21 protein-coding genes are annotated in these 19,381 nt (G+C 57.6%); 12 read left to right on the top strand and 9 right to left on the bottom strand.

Annotated features, from left to right (window positions below; all coding sequences use genetic code 11):
• Positions 1–73 precede the first annotated feature (73 nt).
• The gene (locus HZ994_01355) at positions 74–874 is read left to right on the top strand and encodes a ThuA domain-containing protein (protein QTN31027.1); all 801 of its coding nucleotides are present in this window, start codon (positions 74–76) and stop codon (positions 872–874) included.
• 108 nt (positions 875–982) lie between these two features.
• The gene (locus HZ994_01360; GenBank protein QTN31028.1) at positions 983–1,825 is read left to right on the top strand and encodes a hypothetical protein; all 843 of its coding nucleotides are present in this window, start codon (positions 983–985) and stop codon (positions 1,823–1,825) included.
• 195 nt (positions 1,826–2,020) lie between these two features.
• Here the strand turns inward: HZ994_01360 and HZ994_01365 are convergent, their stop codons facing one another.
• Complete coding sequence (locus tag HZ994_01365; GenBank protein QTN31029.1) at positions 2,021–3,385, bottom strand: C39 family peptidase; 1,365 nt, start codon at positions 3,383–3,385, stop codon at positions 2,021–2,023.
• Positions 3,386–3,511: 126 nt separating this feature from the next.
• Here HZ994_01365 and HZ994_01370 point away from each other — a divergent pair, with 126 nt between their 5' ends.
• The 4 genes from HZ994_01370 (at position 3,512) to HZ994_01385 (ending at position 5,600) form a co-directional block, all read left to right on the top strand.
• A complete protein-coding gene (locus HZ994_01370; GenBank protein ID QTN31030.1) occupies positions 3,512–3,961 on the top strand; it encodes a transposase in 450 nt (149 codons plus the stop codon).
• Positions 3,962–4,003: 42 nt separating this feature from the next.
• Positions 4,004–4,258, top strand: coding sequence for a L,D-transpeptidase (locus tag HZ994_01375; GenBank protein ID QTN31031.1), 255 nt, complete (start codon positions 4,004–4,006; stop codon positions 4,256–4,258).
• A 173-nt stretch (positions 4,259–4,431) separates the two neighbouring features.
• The gene (locus HZ994_01380; protein QTN31032.1) at positions 4,432–5,115 is read left to right on the top strand and encodes a PEP-CTERM sorting domain-containing protein; all 684 of its coding nucleotides are present in this window, start codon (positions 4,432–4,434) and stop codon (positions 5,113–5,115) included.
• Positions 5,116–5,366: 251 nt separating this feature from the next.
• Entirely contained in the window at positions 5,367–5,600 is a 234-nt protein-coding gene (locus HZ994_01385; GenBank protein ID QTN31033.1) for a L,D-transpeptidase, read from the top strand.
• A gap of 53 nt (positions 5,601–5,653) precedes the next feature.
• Here HZ994_01385 and HZ994_01390 read toward each other — a convergent pair whose 3' ends face one another.
• Both HZ994_01390 and HZ994_01395 read right to left on the bottom strand, forming a co-directional pair.
• Positions 5,654–6,259, bottom strand: coding sequence for a nucleotidyl transferase AbiEii/AbiGii toxin family protein (locus tag HZ994_01390; protein QTN31034.1), 606 nt, complete (start codon positions 6,257–6,259; stop codon positions 5,654–5,656).
• On the bottom strand, positions 6,226–6,501 hold the full coding sequence (locus tag HZ994_01395) for a hypothetical protein (GenBank protein ID QTN31035.1): 276 nt from the start codon (positions 6,499–6,501) through the stop codon (positions 6,226–6,228). The genes HZ994_01390 and HZ994_01395 overlap by 34 nt, the downstream gene beginning before the upstream one ends.
• Positions 6,502–6,724: 223 nt before the next feature.
• Between HZ994_01395 and HZ994_01400 the strand changes: the two genes are divergently transcribed.
• Positions 6,725–6,889 carry a L,D-transpeptidase gene (locus HZ994_01400; protein ID QTN34289.1) on the top strand — a complete coding sequence of 55 codons (165 nt, stop codon included), beginning with the start codon at positions 6,725–6,727 and terminating at the stop codon, positions 6,887–6,889.
• Between the two features lie 88 nt (positions 6,890–6,977).
• On the opposite strand, the gene HZ994_01405 is transcribed toward HZ994_01400, so the two are convergent.
• Both HZ994_01405 and HZ994_01410 read right to left on the bottom strand, forming a co-directional pair.
• Positions 6,978–7,400, bottom strand: a complete 423-nt coding sequence (locus HZ994_01405; protein QTN31036.1) for a PIN domain-containing protein — start codon at positions 7,398–7,400, stop codon at positions 6,978–6,980.
• Positions 7,397–7,678 (bottom strand): type II toxin-antitoxin system Phd/YefM family antitoxin, encoded by a 282-nt coding sequence (locus HZ994_01410; protein ID QTN31037.1) that lies wholly within the window; start codon positions 7,676–7,678, stop codon positions 7,397–7,399. The genes HZ994_01405 and HZ994_01410 overlap by 4 nt, the downstream gene beginning before the upstream one ends.
• 181 nt (positions 7,679–7,859) lie before the next feature.
• Between HZ994_01410 and HZ994_01415 the strand changes: the two genes are divergently transcribed.
• The 3 genes from HZ994_01415 to HZ994_01425 all read left to right on the top strand — a co-directional run bounded on the left by HZ994_01415 (position 7,860) and on the right by HZ994_01425 (position 11,060).
• Positions 7,860–8,024 (top strand): L,D-transpeptidase, encoded by a 165-nt coding sequence (locus tag HZ994_01415; protein ID QTN34290.1) that lies wholly within the window; start codon positions 7,860–7,862, stop codon positions 8,022–8,024.
• A 493-nt stretch (positions 8,025–8,517) separates the two neighbouring features.
• Entirely contained in the window at positions 8,518–10,569 is a 2,052-nt protein-coding gene (locus tag HZ994_01420; protein QTN31038.1) for a GAF domain-containing protein, read from the top strand.
• Entirely contained in the window at positions 10,566–11,060 is a 495-nt protein-coding gene (locus HZ994_01425; GenBank protein QTN31039.1) for a hypothetical protein, read from the top strand. Before HZ994_01420 ends, HZ994_01425 begins: the two co-directional genes overlap by 4 nt.
• On the opposite strand, the gene HZ994_01430 is transcribed toward HZ994_01425, so the two are convergent.
• From HZ994_01430 to HZ994_01445, 4 genes are all read right to left on the bottom strand, one after another.
• Positions 11,021–12,199: a hypothetical protein gene (locus HZ994_01430; protein ID QTN31040.1), complete on the bottom strand. Its 1,179-nt coding sequence runs from the start codon at positions 12,197–12,199 to the stop codon at positions 11,021–11,023. The two genes, HZ994_01425 and HZ994_01430, sit on opposite strands and share 40 nt — an antisense overlap.
• Before the next feature lie 25 nt (positions 12,200–12,224).
• Entirely contained in the window at positions 12,225–13,310 is a 1,086-nt protein-coding gene (locus HZ994_01435; GenBank protein QTN31041.1) for a hypothetical protein, read from the bottom strand.
• Positions 13,311–13,585: 275 nt separating this feature from the next.
• The gene (gene mfd, locus HZ994_01440) at positions 13,586–16,918 is read right to left on the bottom strand and encodes a transcription-repair coupling factor (protein QTN31042.1); all 3,333 of its coding nucleotides are present in this window, start codon (positions 16,916–16,918) and stop codon (positions 13,586–13,588) included.
• 36 nt (positions 16,919–16,954) lie between these two features.
• Positions 16,955–17,629, bottom strand: coding sequence for a hypothetical protein (locus tag HZ994_01445; GenBank protein QTN31043.1), 675 nt, complete (start codon positions 17,627–17,629; stop codon positions 16,955–16,957).
• Positions 17,630–17,739: 110 nt separating this feature from the next.
• On the opposite strand from HZ994_01445, the gene HZ994_01450 reads away from it, so the two are divergent.
• Both HZ994_01450 and HZ994_01455 read left to right on the top strand, forming a co-directional pair.
• Entirely contained in the window at positions 17,740–18,813 is a 1,074-nt protein-coding gene (locus HZ994_01450; protein ID QTN31044.1) for an alkene reductase, read from the top strand.
• Between the two features lie 9 nt (positions 18,814–18,822).
• Positions 18,823–19,380, top strand: coding sequence for an NAD(P)H-dependent oxidoreductase (locus HZ994_01455; GenBank protein ID QTN31045.1), 558 nt, complete (start codon positions 18,823–18,825; stop codon positions 19,378–19,380).
• Position 19,381: the final 1 nt, after the last annotated feature.

The raw sequence follows: 19,381 nt of genomic DNA on the forward strand, positions 1-19,381 counted from the left end.
CCTTCCAGGCGGCTGCACAACCCTCGCTAAATCCGGTCGCCTGGAAGGACGGCTCTCCAATCACACGAAAACCATGAAAAACAAACCATCCATCCTCGCCCTCGCGGGCATCGCCCTCATCGCCACGGCTCACGCCGAGGAAACCAAGCCGCTCAAGGCCCTGCTCATCACAGGCGGGTGCTGCCACGACTACGCCACCCAGAAGGGGATCCTGAAAAAAGGCATCGAGGCGCGCGCCAACATCATCGTTGACCAGATCCATACCGATAACAAAACCGTCAAACCGGATCTCCCCATCTACGGAGTGCCGGAATATGCCAACGGCTACGACGTGGTCATCCACGACGAATGCGCAGCAGGCATCACCGATGTCGAGATCATCGCAGGCGTGCTCGCCCCACACAAGGCTGGCACTCCGGGAGTGAACCTCCACTGCGCCATGCACTCCTACCGCTTCGGCGATTTCAAGAAGCCCGTCGAGGCAGGTGCTGCCAACGCCAGCTGGTACGAATACCTAGGCCTGCAATCCACCGGCCACGGCCCCCAGAAGCCGATCGACATCGTCCATACCGACAAGGAGCACCCGATCACCAAAGGCCTGGCCGATTGGACTACGGAAAACGAGGAACTCTACAACAACGTCAAGGTCTTCGACACCGCCCACGTACTCGCGAAGGGCAAGCAGGGCGACCAGGAGACCGTCGTCACATGGACCAACGACTACAAGGGCACCAAGGTGTTCAACACCACCATCGGCCACAACAACGTGACCGTGGAGGACGCACGCTACCTCGACCTCGTCACCCGCGGCCTCCTCTGGGCCTGTGGAAAACTCGATGAGAAAGGCGCAATCGCGGAAGGCTACGCGAAATAATCCCAAAAACCTTCCCAAGGACGCATCCGCCCAAAGGCAGGTGCGTCTTTTTTGTCCCTTTTTTCAACACTCCGCGAATAAAGCCGCTCCCACCCACGTCCCAAGATCATGCGCCCTTTCCTTGCTTTCCTCATCCTTGCCACCGCACTTCGCGCTGACCCGCTGGCGGGTGCCAGGGAGTCCTTCGCTAGCGAAGCCAACGCCGACGCTTGGAACCTCTACACCTACAGCGATGGAATGTTCACAGCACCACCATGGGTTGGCCCTCCGGTTGACGAGAATCCATACGCATACTCATTGTTCAAAGGGGGCAAGGGCGTTTGGTTCTTTGCAGATGAATTCACCGCGCAGGGTGCCTTTGTCGGAAACTATGCCGCACAGAAAATCAGCGGGGTCGATCTCAGCCTGAACATCGACCCCGCAGAGATCGATTTCATCGACCTCGTCGTCTACGCCGACGGACCCGCCGGGCCGGGTTACTATTTCTCCGTGATCTATGCGCCGGAAGACCTCGGGGAACTGCCGGACTGGTATGACCTCCGCTTTCGCTTTGATGAAAACTGGTTCTCCATCGTATCCGGGGTCGCCAGCCCCTTTCTGCCCGATGAAACATTCCTCGCATCCATCGAGGAGGTGGGTGTTCGGGTGTTTCCCCTGGCCGGCGTGGCGGAAGACAGCTACGTGGGCATGGACGATTTCATCCTGGTTCCCACCGTTGAGGCACCGACCCCTGCCGCGTCGGTTTCAGGCGCTAGCTTTGTGCTGCAATTCGCCCTAAACCCCGGCGTCGAGGCCACGATAGAGAAACTCGATCCTGACCTCATCTGGCGCGGCATTGCCGGGCAATCCGGCCTCACAGGTTCTAAGACTTTCACCACTCCGCTTGCTGCGGGGGCCGGGATCTTCCGCCTCGCCGCCCGGGAAAAACTGACCCTTGTCACCAGCCCCTGAGCGGGCTTCCTTGGAATTCGGTTCCCGGACGGTTCCAATGACACTTGGGATTTGAAATCGCCAGATACCGCTTTGGCATCAGGCACGGGACTCATCCACCACCACATCTGGCGGGAAACTCAAAATCCACCGTCTGCTCCGTAGGTTTTCCGTGGGCAGGCGAGAGATGGCATTCCGGGCAATGTTCGCAACCGATTATCTGTTAGGCACCATCGCGTAGAGGCCCATGGTCATGCAGTAAGCCTCGTCCAGGCGCATGGTCTTCTGGTGGTGGCCTTCGCCCCAGGAGTCGCTGTAATAGATTTTCGGCACATCGCCGTCATAGTTGTAGCCGGTGATGAGGCGCATGTGTCCGCCGAAACTCTGGGGCAGACCCTTTTCAGGGAACATGCCGAGAAACAGAGTCCAGCATAGCGGGGTGCCCTGATCCACGTATTCCTTGATCTTGCGCTGGAAATGTTCGCAGCCGTTCTGCTCCGCCTTGATGGTCCGGAAGACTTCCTTATCCGCCTTTGACCAGAACCAGACAGGGTTGATGATCCACTCATCCGTATCCATGTCCATGGTCCAGGCCCCCTCTTTCTTGGCCAAGCGGTTGTATGCTTTCATGTCCTTGTTGAGCTGTTTGTCGTCGTAATCGATCAGCCGCAGGGTGCGGACATGGATTTTTCCGGTCACTTTCTTGAAAGCCTCTTCCAACTCGTCCCCATTTGTGCCGCCTGAGGTGGTGTTCGCAAGCTGCGCCATTTCGTGCTGGTCCATTTCCAGTCCGTAGAGGCGTCCCACCCTTTCCACCGTGGCCACAACGCAATAGCCCTTCTCCCCCTGATCCACCATCGGGATTCCATCCACGTAGGTGAAGCCCGCCGCGTCCTTTTTCACGTTGTCCTCCAGGCTGGCGCGCCTCACGACCTTGCCGGTCTTGTTCCGTGCCCCGGAAACGGAGGCCATGCGGAGGCGGATGAACTCCGCGCGGCTCTCGGATTTGTTCCAACTGGACTCAAGCAGGAATGCGGAATCATCCTTGGTCCACATCATGCCACGGATCGGCACCGCGCCGCGCTGGTCACGGCTGGAACCGCGTGTGCCCAGTTTTTCCTCAAGGGCTTTCCGCCAGTCTTCGTATCTGCTCTCGAAATCCGCTGCTTTGATTTCCCCATTGTCCCCGCGGTTGTAAAGGGAGATGTCCACGGTATCCACGGAGTCCGCATTCCCGCGCATGACAACCTCACCCAGCGCCTTGCCGAGCAGCTTGAAATTTCCGGGCCGGGCGCGCAGACCTTCCTTTTGCGAGGATAGCCAGGCAAAACCCTTTTCCGAGCCGCTGGCAAGTGTGTAGCCTTCCTCTTTCAATTGTTTCATCAGTTCTTCCATTGCCGCCGCACTTCGCTTCTCGGCGGCTTCGTCTTTCTTTGGCTCCGTGGCGGCCTTGACGGATTCCAGGCCGTTTTCCCAGATTTTTGCGTCCAGGAGAATTTCGTCGAGCGAAGGAAGCTTGGCCTCGTCGGCAGAGAGAGGCATCAGGGAGGAAATTAGCAGCAGTGGAAGGAACGGCTTCATTGTTCGGTATGCCATACTGGCATTCTTTCACTGCGTCGATCATCTTTCCGCGAAATTTCCGCCAGCCGCAGCACGCAAGCCGCGGGAGATCTCCTGGGCATCAACCGGCACCAGATCCAGACCATCATGGAACGTGCGGTTGGGCGCGGCCTGGCGCGTCGGGAACCCGGCGAGCTTGCATGGATTGGCATGGAGCACCTGAGCGATGAAGCCCCCTGCCGGATCAGGATGTCAGGCGGATGCGAGCTCGGGGTTTCCAAAGCCTGGTGTCTCAAGGAACTCTTCAAGCGCTTCTGGAACCGGCGGGACAGGGATGATGCGGAGCGCCACTTGGAGTATTGGGAGAAGGAGGTTGCCAGCTCGGGAGTGGATGAGATGAAGGAAGTGGCGGGGATGCCCGGGAAGCATCTCGACAACATCCTCACCCACTTCGACTGCCACATCACCAACGCCATCCCGGAAGGGATCAACTCCAAGATCCAAGCCATCAAGGCCAATGCCCGGGGCTTCAGGAACTTCAAAAACTGCCGCACCAGAATCCTCTTCTTCTGCGGCAAGCTATCACTGGTTCCATAAAGATCTGCGGAGGAGCCCGGGGATCAGGCGGAGCAGTCCAAGATGCCCTACACCACCCAGAAATATCTCCGCGCCATCAATCCCGGCATCGAGTTCAACAGCGCCCCTCCTGGCCCCAACAACCTCGTCGGCATCCTCTGGGCCGGACAGAACCGCCCCGGCATAGGCGTCCACGGCAGCCCCGCCCCCGAACCCGTAGGCCGCGCCGGAAGCCATGGCTGTATCCGGCATTCGAACTGGGATGCCGCCACTTTTTACACGCTAGTTGGGAAAGGCATCGCTGTCACCATACGGTGAAATGCCTACCCATATTCAGGCCACATCCGAATGGGGCGGGATGGGATAATGTTAGAATGCGACGCCTGACCCCATTGACATCTAACTCCTTGACGCCGTCTACTACCGATGTAGGATCAATATCCAAATTCAGTTTTTAGCTACCCCTTGAACGCCAGCAAATATCCCACATTATGAATATCCCCACCCAACTCGTCCTCGGTTTTTGTCTCATGGCAGTGCCTGCACACGCCGCAACGGTCTTCTTGACCAACAACACGGCCTCCAAGACACTGCTGTCCAACCAAGGTGACGCTCTTCCCCTCCTGAGTGCTGGCGCCGGAAACATCAGGACTTTGACCTTGAGCGCCGATGACGGCGGAGGGACGATCAATATGGAGTTTCTGAGAGTTCAAACCGATATTGCCGGTAACAGCGGGAACACGTCGATCGGCATGGACGCTGATTCCATGGGTATCAGCAACGACAAATGGGGTGATCCATCCCAGGGCATGGAATTCTCGTTTGACCAACCGATCGCTTTTCTCGGCATGGAGTTTATTGCAGGCAGCACCGCGATCACCTTGGAATCCACTGCGTGGGGCTCAGATACGACGGGTCAGACCGGAACCGGGTGGACTTTTACCAGTGACGGCACGACAGGCCAACTTAGGATCGTAGGTGCGGGTGATTATGATTTTTCTACAGGAACCTTTTCCACGGTTGCCGCAGACACGCCGATGATTATGCGGAGAAATTCAGGTGGTAGCAGCGGGATCGGAATGGCGAGCTTCACGATCGCGGTGATTCCCGAGCCATCATCGGCCGCATTGTTGGGCATCGCTGGGTGTGTTTTCTTCCTCCGTCGCCGGAGGTGAACATCTCCTGGAAACTTATCCATTTGGAAGAGCCACTCCTGAGATGGAGTGGCTCTTTTGTTTTAGGCAGAGAAAATTCTGATTTCTCGGGTCATGTTTTTTGGGTCAGATGCTTCATCCCAACATTTCTCCCGGTTTTGCCGAGGCTTTCAAATTCCTTCCGTCCAGTTGAGAGGTTCCCAGGAGCCTGCTCACATCTGCCGCATGCTCCATCGCCAGGCAATCCGTAAGCCGGCGGGTTTCCCACCGAGGTGTGTTTGCCCAGAAGAGCAGCCACCAGCACCTTCCGCAGTTCCGCCAGCTTCACGGACTCTGGAAGCATCCTCAGGGCCGGACTGAACCGCCCCGGCATCGGCATCCACTGCAGACCCGTCCCCGAACCCATCGGCCGCGCCGGAAGCCATGGCTGTATCCGGCTTTCGAACCGGGATGCCGCCACTTTCTACACGCTGGTAGGGAAAAGCACCGCCGTCACAATACGGTGAAGCGCCTGCACTTATCCTGTCCACATCCTCAATGGGGTCGGGTGCAGTTCGATTCACAGTCCGCCAACCGCATCGGTCACGATCCGCTTCACCGATTCCCAGGTTTGGCCGAACATTGGGATCGGATCGGGTTCCTGGTCGGCTTCCTCGAACCACGCAAGGCTGCGGATTACGGCGAATGGATCGGTGCTGGGATACTTCCGGGAAAAGAAACCGAGCATATCGGTCAGGGAAAAATGCTTCAGAAGCTCCGCCATGTCGTAGAAATCCTTTTTCGATCCACGATTCGCGATGGCATTGAGTTTCATCGCGGCGAGATCAGGTAGCGAAACGAGACGATGTCCGTTCATCTTGTCGATGGGTGCCAGTTCCGGATATGCGTGCCGGAGCAGATCGATCTTCACACCTCCCGCATCAAGGCTGAGGGTGTTCCTTGAAAGCGAAAGGATGGTGGCCGCACCAAGGCCCAGAGCATCGAACAGCTCACGGGGCTGGAATTCCGCAGTCGTGAAATAGTCCAGATCGACCGACAGGCGGTGACCGAAGCGCAGCGCCAGCGAAGTTCCGCCCCCCAGGGCGAACTGCCCGAGCGCCTCGTGGGAGCCGATCTGCCCGAGGAGCAGGGCTACAGGTTCCGGGACGGCATCGAGGCGGAGCATCGGAAGGCGGATTTGGGGAGTTGGAAGCAGGCGCAGCAGAAGGCCAGTGTTTTCGGGGAAAGGGAACGCAACCCGGTTGCCAGCTCGGCCAGGCGCGGCTTCCCGTATTCGGAAACGAGGATTTGCCAGTCCGCCCAGCGACCGTATTCAAGGACACGCTGCACCAGCCATGGGGCGTGCTTCACGGGATCGATTTCATCCCGGTTTACGTCCCAGAAAAGGTGGCCGGAGAGGGCATTCATCTTCCGGGAGGGTAATGCAAGCGCTGGGGATGTCGAGTATTGGAGTGACAAGCGCAAAGGAGCAGGGGCGTCCCCGCCCGGAGGAGGTGCGTCTCGCGCCTTGAGTTCACGCGGGTGTCCCCACCCGCAGTAAGAAAGACTCTCCCACAGGCGGCGGGGACGCCACCCAGAACTCAAGGCGCGGGACGCGCCTACTCCCCCCGGCCCCAACAACCCCGTCGGCATCCTCTGGGCCGGGCTGAACCGCCCCGGCATAGTCATCCACGGCAGCCCCGTCCCCGAACCCATTGGCCGCGCCGGAAGCCATGGCTGCATCCGCCTTTCGAACTGGGATGCCGCCACCTTTTACACGCTGGTAGGGAAAGGCACCGCCGTCACCTTCCGGTGAACCGGCTGGCCTTGTTCTGCCCACATCCTCAACGGGGTCGGAACGGGAAAATTGTTAAGATGAAGCACCTGACCCCAATGAGACGGACTCAGTCCCCGCCAGCTAACATCAAAAGGAAGTCTTTGGGAGAGAGGACTGAAATTGGGGATTTGCTGAATCCGCTGGCATCATTGGTGAGTATGTGGTCTGCCTTGCTGGCAACGGCTGCGGAGATTTGGAGGGCATCTTCGAAATTCCCCGCGAGGTAATTGAAAGCTTGTTTGGCTTCGTCGGTTCCGGTGGAGGGGACGGTGAATGTGTCCAAAAGGTTCCTGAGCAAAAGGTGGATGGATTCCGAACCGAATCGTTTCCTGCCGATGTATTCGATGATGGAGAGGGAGTGCCATGCGCACGAGAGTTTGCAGGGATGTGTATTTGCAAAGTTCTCAAGAGCCAGAGCGTCCTTGTGGCCATCCCGGTCGCTGATGATCAGATCAAGGATGATGTTGGTATCGAGGAAGAGGCGGATCATCTGCCGTATTTCCGGTCGAGATGGTCGTGATAGGCGGCTTCATCATCTGCACTTGCTGCGGGAGCAAGAGCGGCGGTTTCCCGCCACTTGCCCAGCCAACTCAGATCCGATGGTTTCTCTGCCTCACCCAGCGCCTCCTTCATTTCCCGATAGGTATCGTAGGAAAGCATCACAGCGACGGGACGGCCTTTCTTGTCGATCTCGATGGGTTCGCGATGAACGGCTTCGAGAAGCTCGCCGAAACGATTCTTTGCGTCAGTGGCGGTGAAGGTGTTCATGGAATCAAAATAGCTAAAATGGCTATTAAGTCAAGAATCGAACAGGGCCAGCCTTCCGGGGGCTGAGGTATGAAGGCACGGCATGTTCCGCCGGGCTCAGCGAGCGGATCCTCAGCATCCATGAAGAAGGCCAGCTCATCGCCACGTTTCCCATAATCCCCGCTCAAACAACCCCGTCGGCATCCTCTGGGCCGGACTGAACCGCCCCGGCATCGGCATCCACGGCAGCCCCGTCCCCGAACCCATCGGCCGCGCCGGAAGCCATGGCTGCATCCGCCTTTCGAACTGGGATGCCGCCACTTTTTACACGCTGGTAGGGAAAGGCACCGCCGTCACCATCCGGTGAATCTCCTGCGCATATTCTGCCCCCTCTGAAAATGTGAGATAGCGGGGACTGACCCCATTCACTGACCCCATTCACGGCGTTTCATCAGCGATTCGCGAAATCCCCTCTTGCGTTCGCTTTCACAAAGAACCAAACTAATGAAGGAATTTCTCCATGATTTCGGCATAATCACCAGATCAACGGCTCCCCGATGAATGTTCGCATAGACAGCTTGCAAAGTGACACACCTACTAGGGAAACCCATGCAACCACCGCATTCATCTCAAATCTCGTCAACCGCTCCTTTTTGGGAAGCGACCCCGATCCTGAACAGCCTCCACACGGAAGGGCGAGAAGCTTTTTGGAAGGGATACGCGAACACTTCGGGGCGGAAGGTATCGTCTTTTGGCGGCTTGAGGGGCCGGAATATTGTGAGAATCTCGTTGAATATCACCGCTTGGTTTCCGGCGTTTCCGTCTTTCTCAAGCGTGACGGCGTACCGGAAAGGTTGGAAATGAGGGATTTACCCATCGAATCGACGAATTCCGGTGTCGCGCTCAAGGAAAAACGGAAAATCGCTGGCTGTATCGCTGGCGCTGGTTCCTCATCAGACCAACTGAGATTCCCTTTTCTGGAAAACCCTTGTTTCAGGGAAAGGGGAATCACATGGCTGCTGGCTCTTCCCGTCATATCGAAGGAGACGGATGTGTTCGGAGTGCTCTCCCTCTATTGGACAAGCGAGCAGAAAGCCGCCTGTCGGGCGGACGAGTCCCTGTTCTCCATAGCGGCAGCTCTTTGGCCGGGAATTTACCAACGCATCCGGGAAAGCCGGCGGCTTCAGTTGATCACTGCGGTCGATACAATTCTCGCGAAATCGAGGACTTCTGTTGTGGACGGCAACAATCTGCCTGCCTCTTCCCTTGCTCCAATCACTCCCGATGAGGCGGACGATACGATGCGGAAGATTTGTTATGTGGTCGGAAAGCTCCTTCACGCGGAGGAAGTGTCGGTTTTCCTCTCACCCTTGCGTTTCATGGAGCGCAAATGGACTTGCAGGGCTTCCAGCTGGTTTGCCAAGCCCGAACGGGTGTTCACGGAAACCTTCCAACCTGGCATCACCGGCTGGTGCCTGCGGCAGAAAACCAAGCCCATCTACATTCCCGACCTGCATTCCTTCAAGAAAGACCGTGAGTGGCTTGATTCCCTTTTCCCGGGCGGTTTGGGAGATCTGGATTGGGACGACGATCTGAGCTTGGACTCACGGGACAGGGAAAATCATTCAGGCCTCATACCTGTTCGCAGCTTCATGGCTGCGCCGATCCTGATGGAAGGGGAACTGCTGGGCGTAATCCGCTGCACGTCAAAGGCAAACTCACCGCTCATCTATTTCTCCCATTCCGACATCGGTGCCTTCGAGGCGGTGGGAACCCGCATCGCGCAAACATGGCGCAACTGGCAGGTGGCGCACTCCACCAGTGAGGAGGCGAAGGCGTGGCGCAGTTTCAATGACCGTTCCCGATCATTTCCCGAAACACTCCGCGCGGCCGTTAGCGCTTCCTCCCCGGATTTCTCCTCGATTGAAAGACAAGTTCTCAACGCTTGCTCGGAATCGCTTGCGCGCTGGGGTTCCTGTGCGTCCCAGCAAGCCCTGGCTGGTCAATCGGGCGACGCAGCGGCTACCGGCATCGCGTTCACCGAAAAGTTCGCCGGGGCGAAGGATGCCATGCCGGTGCAGGGCATCCTCGAAATGGCGGAGCGCCAACTGGATGTTTATCGCACGGTTTTCACGCTCGTCAGGGAGGTTCGGGCTGGGGGCAAGCAACTGAGCCGGGCGTTGAGCGACCTGCGCCACCAGATCATCAATCCCTTGAACAAAGGGCTTCTGAGGGCGAACCAGCATCTCCGCAATTACGGCCATCTGAGCCATGTGGGGGATGCCGTTTACCCGATCCGCGGACTGCTGCGCAAGTCCGTCAATGTGGCCAACTGCTTCCATCTGCTGGTGGATTTGGAGAAATCCGGTCGTTTGCGTATTGAGGCATCGGCGCTGGATCCCCGCAGCCTCTACGTGCTGCTCACCGAAGTCGTCCGGGACGCCCGCCTTGACCTGGATCCCGCGAGAAACATGGATCTGAAACTGGTAGAGAACGTGAAAATTGCGGACCCGAACCCGGATGCGAAGCCTGTCTACCGGGGTTCCGGCCACGGCATCAGGATCGATATGAAGCTCATCGAGCAAGTCCTGAATTCCCTGTTGGAGAATGCGACCAAATACAGCAATTCCAACAACACGATATTGCTGAAAGTGCGGCTCGATGATGCGGGACTTAGGATAGAGGTGCGAAACCGCGGCGCCCGCCTTTCCAATGAAGAGTCTGTCCTCGCCGTGGAACGCAATTGGAGGAGCCTGACCGCAATGAAATATGTGGGGGAAGGAACCGGCATCGGACTTTACTTGGTCAACGCAATCGCCGAGGCTCACGCAGGCAAATTCATGATCCATCCCACAAACGAAGAAGGCTACACCCGCGCCGTATTCCAGATCCCCAAAGACAACCTCAAATGACCATCATTCATCTGGAAGACGATCACTTATATGCCGAATACATCCGCATCGAGCTGATGGAGCAGGCGAAATCAAGCGGCCTCCCGCTGGAAATTGTTCGCATTCCTTCGGAGTGGAAGTTCAACGAAAGCATCGATGAAATCATTACGAAAGGTGACGCTTTTTTGCTCGATGTGATGGTTCGTTGGTGCTACCCCGAAGAGGATTCTGTAGCGGGTGATCCACCCGGCGAATACTATGACGCGGGTCTTCGTTGCGTTAAGAAACTAATCAATAATCTGCCTACTAATGCACATCGCAATATCGTGCTCTATACCGTGTATCAGCAGGAAGAGATAAAATCTGAACTAGAAGACATCAATCATCTATCGAATTTTCATAAAGTGAATATCTTTACAAAATGTGAAGACACGGCACACCTATGGGAAATGTTATCAAAAAAACCGAATAATCAACAAATTGCCGCAAACTCTTCGGTCGATGGCGCATAGTCATCACGCAGATTTTTAACAAGTTCCATTTGTATTTCTGAGAAATTCTTGCCCTCCGAATGCCCTTTCCGTACACTTGTTTCTATTGCTCGAACAGGGTAATATTTTTGAGCCGAGATTCGGTAAAATTCATTCAGCACCTCTGGCCTCATTTTTCTAGGATATTCGGTGCGCCTTATCTCTGCGTTGATAATTACATCTCTGGCTTTCAGCGAAAGATTTGCAAAATTTTCAGCAGAAATTTTGTAAAGCAGCCTTGTCTTAGTTACCCGGTAACTAATTATTTCATTACCCCTAGGTAGGGTTCTGCTAACAGGTTCCGGAATAGCCCATTCCCCTGACTTCAGTTCGAAAAACTGCATTGGAATAGTCTGCATTTGGCCATAGCCCCAATCCGCTTTTGCCGCAATTGCCCACAGTATCTCACTCAGCTCATTATCGTCCAAATGCGCCAAATCTGCCAGCATATGATAGAGATCCACCATCGGTCCGGAGGGGCTGAGCGACTTTGCCTCATTCGGTCCGCCTGGCAGGATCGTTTCATAGATCGTCTTCAAGGCCGTGCCGATCGCGCCCCATGCAAACTTTTCGCCATTCGTTCCAGGCATGCGGAGTAATCCTTCGAAGTCCTCCTCCCAAAGCCGGTAGAAGCCGTGGTCTGGCTTGGTTTTGTCGAGGAGATCCAGCCAAAGGCGTTCCAGTTCCTGATCCGGCTGATTGCGGATGAGCGCGGACTTGAATGCCATCGTTAGGTCATGTGTCCAGCCTCGCGCCTGATCGGCCTCCCGATTTCGCAGGATTCCAAGCAAGGGTTTTGCAAACAAGCTCTCATCCGCATATTCGGCGCACCAAAGGAACAGGCCTTCCGCCAGGAATTCCTCACGGATGCTTTGCGGAAGTCTTTCCTGCTTGGAAGCGAGTTCCCCCAGGCGTTCGGCCACCCAAGCGCTCATTTTATGCGCGCGGGAGGGATGATTCGCCGAAGCTCGGAGCCCGTATCTGACCGGCTCCCCGGCGTGTTCGGTATGGCCGGAAGACGGACGTTTCTCAAAGAAGGCTTTCAACCAGCGGCCTGCATCCTCATTCTCATGAAGATGATCCATCGCATGGCTGACTTTGCTCAATAATGTTGCACTCACCGCGTAGATTGATTTGTTGCGTAATTCACGGGATGAATTCCGCAGGTGGGAGCTTCGCAGACGGGTAATCCGCGGTCAAGCGTCCGAAATGGCTCTTTCTCCATCCCAGGAGATTAGGAGCCAAATCGGGAAACGGTTCATGTGGACGGCCGAGAGCCCACACATCTTCCGCACGGAGCGGACACTGCAAGTGGATCCACTCCCGCAACATCGCAGTCGGATTGCCCATTCTGCAATCCATGGTGTATCCGGACTGCACGGGTAGCCCTTCCGCCAAACCGCAGTGTGTGGGATAATGAAGGGGAGCGCTGCCCGCCTCCAGACAGGTCGGGCGATACAGGCTGTAGTTGGTTGGAATCCGGTATTTCAGCAGACCGAAAACATGTGCACCTTTCAATTTTGGGTCTTCATATTGATACTCGACTCCCAGGATCTGGTGCCAGCCTTCGACATCCATGCCCGGCAGCCCGCACTCTTCCGCCTTGTCCCACGGCGTCACCCATGCAGGTTCGTATGGCTTGACTCCCGAATTCTCGTCGCTGGCAGCCATCAGATACCCCGCATATAACTCAAATATGGGTGCCAAACGACGCTGGAAATCGCCCCGATCGAGTTCCGCGATTCCGCGCATGGTTTCACAGTAGGATCTGTACTTTACTTCAAGCTGCTGGCTGACAGATTTCCCGAAACCCCCAATCGAATCGAAATCAGAAGGGTTGTTCATTCGTTTGCCGATGAGATAAATTCTGCCAGCGATCAGTGCCTTAAAGAATTCCCAGTGGGTGAAGTTTAGCGCCCGGGCGTAGCGGTCATCAGAGCGTCTGGCGGGGAACCTGCAGCCGTTACCGAGCTTATTATCGTCATTGTTGGGATGGACGAAGCCATCACCCGCAGCCGCCTTCCGGATTTTTTCGGTTGTGAACTCATCGAGTTCATCACGGATGTTCGCTGAATCTCCTTTCTTTTCAATGTGCGCAACAAGCTCCGCAGCGCGGCTGTCGGGCACCCTTCCGTCTCCATGAAGATTGCTGAGCACAGCGCGTTCCTGCACTTCCGACGAGACTCGGCTTTGTTCTTCCATTCGTGCCTTGAAGGTCGGGTCAAAGGGCATGGTCGTATAGTTTAGAAAAAATTCGTCCCTATCAATGCACAAATCAAATAGCCTGCGCTAAGTGCATACTTACTCATCGATTCGTGATGGCTGATATTCCGGAAATGATCGTTTCCCTCGCGCCGCCTCGTAGCATTCCCCGACAGATGTGATTCCTCGCGCCTTTGTAGAAAAAACTACTTGGGCGTAGTTTTCAATGAAAATTCCCTCGGTATAGATGCGGCATTTCCCACTGACCAGCGTGGAGCTTTTTTTCAGCCCCTTTCTTGAGTTTCCTAAAAATTCATCAGCATCTCCAGCGCCTCATCCAGCTTCTCCCCCGGCTTGGTTTTCGCGAGCCTCGGATAGCGTGACCCATCCATCAGAATCGGGCTGCCGTTCCTCTGGAGCATTAGGCGCTGGCCGGAGATTTCCACGGAGGTGATTTGGTTGGAGGCGGCTTCGGCTTTGATGCGGGCGATGGTTAGGAGGTTCTGGATAGGGTGGGGGAGGCGGCCGTGGCGGTCCTGCCAGTTTTTCTCGAGGGCGGTGATGGATTTGGGGGTGTTGGCTTCGGCGAGCTCCCGGTAGGCGTTGATGCGGAGCTTGGCGTCGCTCAAATACGATGTGGGGATGAAGGCGGGGATAGGTTGAACCGCCAAGTCGCCAAGATCGCCAAGGGAAGAGGAAGAGTTTTTAACCACGGATTGCACGGAGGACACGGATGAAGAGGATTTTGAGTTCTTATCTTCCTGGTCTCTGGTCTCTGGTTTCTGGCCTCTTGAGACCCACTGCGTCTCAGTGGGAACGATGAAATCAGCCTTGAAGGTGGTTTCGTGGAGCGAGGGATCCTTCTTTCCTTTCAGGCGGTCGACGGATTGGCGGAGGAGTTGGCAGTAGAGGTCGAAGCCGATTTGGGCGATGTGGCCGGATTGCTTGGTACCGAGGAGGTTGCCGGCGCCGCGGATCTCGAGGTCGCGCATGGCGATTTTGAAGCCGGAGCCGAGGGCGGTGTATTGCTTGATGGCGTGGATGCGCTTGCGGGCGTCGCCTTGGGTGATCATTTCCCGGGGGAGGAGGAGGATGGCGTAGGCTTTTTCCCCGGCTCTCCCGACGCGGCCGCGGAGCTGGTAGAGATCGGCGAGGCCGAAGCGGTCGGCGCGGTCGATGAGGATGGTGTTGGCGTTGGGGATATCGATGCCGGTTTCGATGATGGTGGTGGCGAGCAGGACATCGGCCTCGTGGTTGACGAAGGCGTGCATGACGTTCTCGAGGTCGTGCTTTTCCATCTGGCCGTGGCCGACGAGGACGCGGGCTTCGGGGACGAGCTCTTTGAGTTTTTTGTGGACTTGCTCGATGGTTTTGACGCGGTTGTGGAGGAAGAAGACCTGGCCGCCGCGTTTCATTTCGCGGCGGATGGCATCGCGGATGATGCGTTCGTCGTAGGCGGTGACGGTGGTGGCGACGGGGAGGCGGTTGGGGGGCGGGGTGTCGATGGTGGACATGTCGCGCGCGCCCATGAGCGCCATGTAGAGGGTGCGCGGGATGGGGGTGGCGGAGAGGGTGAGGACGTCGATTTGGCGGAAGAGGTCTTTGAACTTTTCCTTATGTGCGACTCCGAAGCGCTGCTCCTCATCGACGATGGCGAGGCCGAGATCTTTAAAGGCGACATCGCCGGAGATGAGGCGGTGGGTGCCGATGACCATATCGACGGAGCCGTCTGCGAGGCCTTTGATGGTGGCGCGGACTTCGGCGGGGCTGCGGAAGCGGTTGAGGAGATCGATTCTTATCGGGTAGTCGGAGAAGCGCTCGCGGAAGGTGCGCCAGTGTTGCTCTGCGAGGACGGTGGTGGGGCAGAGGAGGGCGGCCTGTTTCCCGCCGGTGATGCACTTGAAGGCGGCGCGGATGGCGACTTCGGTTTTCCCGAATCCGACGTCGCCGCAGATGAGGCGATCCATGGAGCGGGGGGCTTCGAGGTCGTGCTTTGTATCCTGGATGGCCTGTTTCTGGTCGGGCGTTTCGGTGTAGTGGAAACTCTGCTCGAACTCGAACATCCAGCGGGTGTCGGGGGGATGGGCGTGGCCTTGCTCGTGCTCGCGCTCGGCCTGGATGCGGAGCAGGCGGGCGGCGTAATCGAGGATGGATTTCTCGGCGGACTTGCGGTTTTTCTGCCAGGTGGCGTTTCCGAGTTTGTTGAGGTCCGGGGTTTTCCCGCCGACTCCGACGTATTTTCCTATGAGGTGGGCCTGTTCGAGGGGGACGGAGAGGATGGAGCCGTCCTTGTATTCGATCTGGAGTTCCTCGCCTTCGTCTTCCTGGGCGATGCCTTTGAATTTCCCGATGCCGTATTCGTAGTGGACGACGAGGTCGCCGGGCTCGATGTCGTCGAGGGTGGCGCGGGCGCGGATGACGCGGGCTTTCTCGACGGAGGAGCGCCGGGCGGCTCCGGGTGTGCGGTAGCGGCCGAAGAGCTCGCTGGAGGAGAGGACGGCGAGCTTGGTGGCGGGAAGGGTGAAGGAGGAGATGAGCTCGCCGAGGACGGGGGTGAGGCCGAGGTCGCGCTGGAGGTCTTTGCCGGAGAGTTCGGTGAAGCGTTCGAGTTCGCCTTTGGTGGAGAAGACGATCCCGATGTCCCATCCTTCGCGCTGCCATTCGTTGAGCTGTTTGAAGAAGGTTTCTCGGCGGAGTTCGTCGAGGACGAAGTCGCCGGCGTCGAAGGTGCCGAGGGGGGAGGCGTAGGTGGCTAGGGTGAAGTCTTCTTCGCCTTCTGTATCCTCGGCGTTTTCGGTGATGAGGAAATCGGGATTTTCGGGGAGTTTGGAGACGAGGCCTGTTTGGTCGACTTCTATGATCGTGTCGCCTCTCTTCAGGTAGTCGGCGATGGTGGCGACGGCGGGGGGCTCGGTGAGCTGGAGGTGAAGTTCCTCCAGCTTGCGGGTGGAGGCTTGGGTGTTGAGGTCGAACTCGCGGATGGATTCGAGTTCAGTATCGAAGAATTCGAGGCGGAGGGGGCGGGCGGATTGGAAGGGGAAGAGATCGAGGATGCCACCGCGGATCGCGAAATGGCCTCGGGCGGTGACGGTGGGGTTGCGCTCGTAGCCGTGGGAAGAGAGCGTTTGCGCGAAGGCGGTGGGGTCGAGGATGAGGCCGGGCTTGAGGTGGGTGCGGTTGGAGAGGAGGGATTTCGCGGAGGGGGCGTATTGGGAGAAGGAATCGGAGCCGCAGAGGATGGTGAAGGAGTCGGTGGTGGCTAGGGTTTCGAGGATGGCGAACCATTCGGCGGCGGTCTCGGGGTCTTGGACTTCGATGGGGGCGTCCGGTTCATCTGAAGACGGTGGGCGACCGAAGATCGCCCCCACGTCCGGAAGAATGAGGGCGGTGATGCCCCAGAGTTCGAGCTCGGCGGCGAGGCGCTCGCGCTGGCGGGGGGATTCATGGACGATCCATTGGCGCTTTTTTCCGAGGTCGGAAGAGGCGGTGCAGGCGAGGGCTGTCAGGAAAGAGTGGGAGGCCTCGGCGGCGTGATCGAGCGTGACGGTGCAATTGCCGGTGGCGAAGGGAGCCAGGCGTTCGGTGAATTCGGGGGATGTGAGCGCCCGGCGGAGCCAGGCGGAGCTTGCGGATTTCAAATCGTATGCTTGGGAGGAGCATGGGCGCTCCGGGAGTCACTTCGTGGCATCGGCCAATGCCTGGATCAAGGACTTCTTGATCGTTTCCCAACGCATGGGGACGGAGCGCATGAAGAAGGACTGGGATACGGTGATTCGGATGATCCCGTATTTTCCCGAAGGGAAGGTCTCAAGCAGCCAGCGGATGAACGGTGTCTTTTCCATGAGCGGAACGGATGAGGAATCGACCTCGTTCGATGGCAGGAGCCTGATGGCGGCATCGGAGACGTTCTGTGCGAAACTGGAAGCTATGTGCTCAAAGATGATCTTCCCGTCCTCGATCGGTGCGGTGTGGATATCAAGGTGCAGCGCCATGTCGTGGCGCTTGAAATCCTCTTCGAGCCGCGCCTCGATCGCATGGCGGAACTTGTCCTGCTGGCGTTCAACAAGCTTGTTGCGGCTCGCCTCGGGAAGGGTAGAGGAAATTTTCCCCCAGCGCTTATCGCCGTCCTCCTGAAGGTCGATGAGGAGGCGCGAGACCTCACCGTGGATCAGCGGGGTGCTGAACCGCATTGCAAGCCCCTGGGCGAGGTTGAGGGCACCCGGATCCCAGCCTTCCGGCGAGGTCACAAGATCCTCGGATCCTTTGAAAAGCTCGCGCTGTGCCTCCGGGATGGCGCAGGTGGCGTTGGCACAGGTAATGATGATGGCGGCCATCGTGACCCTTACCATACGGTAATCAGGGGAACGTGCAACATGCGAGATTTCCTTCCTAGCCTGAGGAACCGGAGAATCAAAAAAGCCCTTTGACGGGAGATCGATCCGGGTGTCCATCTATGCGCATGCCAGATCCGCTTTTCAAATCCCTCCAGATAGGAGCCTTTACGCTTGCCAACCGAATCGTGATGGCTCCGCTGACCCGCTGCCGATCCTCCGAGGGGCGGGTGCCCAACGAACTGATGGCCGAGTATTACTCACAGCGCAGCGGCTTCGGCATGATCCTGACCGAGGCCACCTCGGTGGATGCGCTGGGTGTCGGCTATCCGGATACGCCGGGGATCTGGTCGGAGGAGCAGGTCGCAGGCTGGAAAAGAATCACGGGACGCGTGCATGAAAAAGGAGGGATCATCCTCTCCCAGCTCTGGCATGTTGGGCGCATGTCGGATCCGTTTTATCTGGACGGGAAAAAGCCTGTTGCGCCGAGCGCGGTTGCACCGGCAGGGCATGTCAGCCTGGTTCGGCCGGAGAAGGCCTTCGAAGTGCCCCGCGCTCTGTCCATCCCGGAAATCAAGGAGGTGATCCAGCAATACAAGCGTGGGGCGGAAAACGCGATGAAGGCCGGCTTCGATGGGGTGGAATTGCACGGTGCGAACGGCTATCTGATAGACCAATTCCTCCAGGACTCCACGAACAGGCGCGATGATGAATACGGTGGTTCGGTGGAGAACCGCATGCGATTCATGCTGGAAGCGGTTGATGCCGTCGTTTCCGTGTGGGGTGCGGATCGGGTGGGAATGCACCTCGCGCCCAGGGGCGATGCGCATGACATGGGCGACTCGGATCTACCGGGGCTTTTCACCAAGGTTGCGGAGGAACTCGGGACGCGCGGACTGGCCTTCATCTGTGCGCGCGAGGATTTCGGAAACCCACCCCTTGGGCCGAAGATGAAAGAGGCTTTCGGCGGTGCATACATTGCCAACGAGGGCTTCACGGCTGACACAGCACGCGAAGCGATCACATCCGGGAAGGCGGATGCGGTGGCTTTCGGAAAGGCCGCCATAGCGAATCCCGATCTGGTGGAGCGCTTCCGCATCGCAGCCGGCCTGAACGAGCCGCAACCCGGGACATTCTACGGCGGCGGCGCAGAAGGCTACACGGATTACCCGTTTCTTGAGACAAGCCAAACCACACACTAAAAAAAGACCATGAAAAAGATACTGGCATTCAGCGGCAGCCTGAGGGCTGACTCCTACAACCAGAAACTCGTGAAAATCGCGGCCTCGGCGGCAAAGGAGGCAGGTGCGGAAGTGACCGTGATCTCGCTCGCCGATTTCCCCATGCCCCTTTTCGATGAGGATCTTGAGGCGAGCGAAGGCAAGCCGGAGTCGGCGAAGAGGCTCAAACAGCTCTTCCTCGAACACGACTGCCTCCTCATCGCCTCGCCGGAATACAACAGCATGATCACCGCAGCGCTGAAGAACGCGATTGACTGGGTGTCCCGTGCGGACAGCGAGGATGAGGCACCGCTCTCGGCTTTCGCAGGGAAAACCGCAGCGATCCTATCCGCCTCCCCGGGCGGATATGGTGGGGCGAGGAGCCTCGGTTTCCTCCGGCCCTTCCTCGGGAACATCAAGATCGAGGTGATCCAGGAGGAGTTCTCGCTGCCCAAGGCGCACGAGGCCTTCGCCGAGGACGGCAGCCTGATCAACAACGAGTACGCCGGGAAGGTGAAGGCGATCGGCTGGAAGCTGGCGGGGGCGTAAG

Source organism: Akkermansiaceae bacterium (assembly GCA_017798145.1).
Taxonomy (GTDB): Bacteria; Verrucomicrobiota; Verrucomicrobiia; order Verrucomicrobiales; family Akkermansiaceae; genus Luteolibacter.